This window comes from Wolbachia endosymbiont of Drosophila incompta, from assembly GCF_001758565.1.
Taxonomy (GTDB): Bacteria; Pseudomonadota; Alphaproteobacteria; order Rickettsiales; family Anaplasmataceae; genus Wolbachia; species Wolbachia pipientis.
This window is the reverse complement of sequence record NZ_CP011148.1, coordinates 147,804-149,591: the sequence shown is the minus strand read 5'-3', so window position 1 is coordinate 149,591 and position 1,788 is coordinate 147,804. Positions and strand designations below refer to the sequence as shown.

2 protein-coding genes are annotated in these 1,788 nt (G+C 37.6%); both read left to right on the top strand.

Annotated features, from left to right (window positions below; all coding sequences use genetic code 11):
• The coding region (locus tag WG67_RS07985) for a molybdopterin-dependent oxidoreductase (RefSeq protein WP_458694957.1) at positions 1-977 on the top strand (977 nt) is incomplete at its 5' end.
• The coding region (locus WG67_RS00710; protein WP_458694956.1) for a complex I subunit 1/NuoH family protein at positions 961-1,788 on the top strand (828 nt) is incomplete at its 3' end. The genes WG67_RS07985 and WG67_RS00710, both read left to right, overlap by 17 nt.

The following is a 1,788-nucleotide window of genomic DNA, read 5'->3' as shown; positions in this document are numbered from 1 at the left end:
CTATTGAAGGTATAGAGAATGCGGATTTGTGTCTGCTTATAAATACAAACCCAAGGATAGAAGCACCGATCATTAACGTAAGATTGAGAAAGAGATATTTACAGGGCAACTTTCCTGTTGCAAGTGTTGGTCCTAATATTGAATATTTGTATCATGTTGAGAAATTGGGCGATAATCCTGATATTTTGAGTGAAATAGCAAATGGAAATCATAAGTTCTGTAAGCTGCTGAGTGCTGCTCAGAGCCCTATGCTGATTATCGGTCAAGATGCATTAGTAAGAGACGATTCTGAATCAATTCTAATTCTAGCTGGCAAAATTGCAGAAGAATTTAACATGGTCAGAGATGACTGGAATGGCTTTAATGTGCTGCATAAAGCTGCAGCAAGAGTTGGTGGGCTAGATATTGGGTTTGTTCCTAAAAAAGGCGAAAGGGATATTAATCAAATATTGGAACATGCAGAAAGTGGTGAAATAGAAGTTGTTTATCTTCTTGGTGCAGATGAAATTGACACATCAAAGTTAGAAAACACATTTGTAATTTATCAAGGTCATCACGGTGATAAGGGTGCACATGTGGCAGATGTTATCTTGCCTGGTGCTGCATATACAGAAAAATATGCAACTTATGTAAACACTGAAGGTCGAGTGCAAATAACAAATTTAGCTGTATTTCCTCCAGGTGAAGCAAAGGAGGACTGGTTAATTATTAAAAATCTCTCGCAATATTTGGATCTCTCCTTACCATATGATAGTTTATTTGACGTGAGAAAAAAATTAGATACTATCGGTCCACAGTTTAGAAATGCTGATCAAGTGATAAAAAACACATGGGTGCCAATTAGCAATGGTAAAATAAATTTAAGTGATACACCTTTTACTTTAAAGGAGTGTAATTTTTATATGACGGATTCAATAAGTCGCGCTTCAAAAATAATGGCAGATTGTACTAAAGCTTTTTATGAACACACTAGTTAATATTTTATTTATTTTAGTACCGCTACTACTTTCAGTTGCATATTTGACATACTTTGAGCGTAAGGTCCTTGCTGCAATTCAACTGAGGCACGGCCCGAGTGTAGTTGGACCTTTTGGGCTATTGCAGCCATTTGCAGATGCTATTAAGCTACTGATTAAAGAGCCGATAATACCATTTAGAGCGAGCACCATACTGTTCATTATGGCTCCAATGCTTACCTTTATCTTGGCATTAATTGCCTGGGCAGTTATACCGTTTGGTGCTGAAGTAATTGTAGAAAATGGCCAGCAAGTAGTTATTCCTAAGGTTATAGCAAATATTAATGTTGGAGTGCTTTACGTGCTAGCTATATCGTCGCTGGGAGTATACGGCGTGATTATTGCAGGCTGGTCAAGCAACTCCAATTATGCATTCCTTGGCGCTATACGGTCGGCTGCTCAGATGATTTCATATGAAGTTTCAATAGGCTTAATAGTTGCTGCAGTCGTTATTACCACTGGAACATTAAATCTTGGAGAGATGGTGGTAGCGAAACACAATATGCCATTTTGGGTTGATTTGCTACTAATGCCTATAGGAATAATATTTTTTATTTCTTTGCTTGCAGAAACTAATCGTCACCCATTTGATTTACCAGAAGCTGAAGCAGAGCTTGTCTCTGGATATAACGTTGAATATTCATCCATGCCTTTTGCCCTCTTTTTTCTTGGAGAATATGCAAATATGATTCTAGCAAGTGCTATGATGACGATATTCTTTCTAGGAGGATGGTATCCGCCGCTGGAGTTCAGTTTACTTTACAAAATTCCA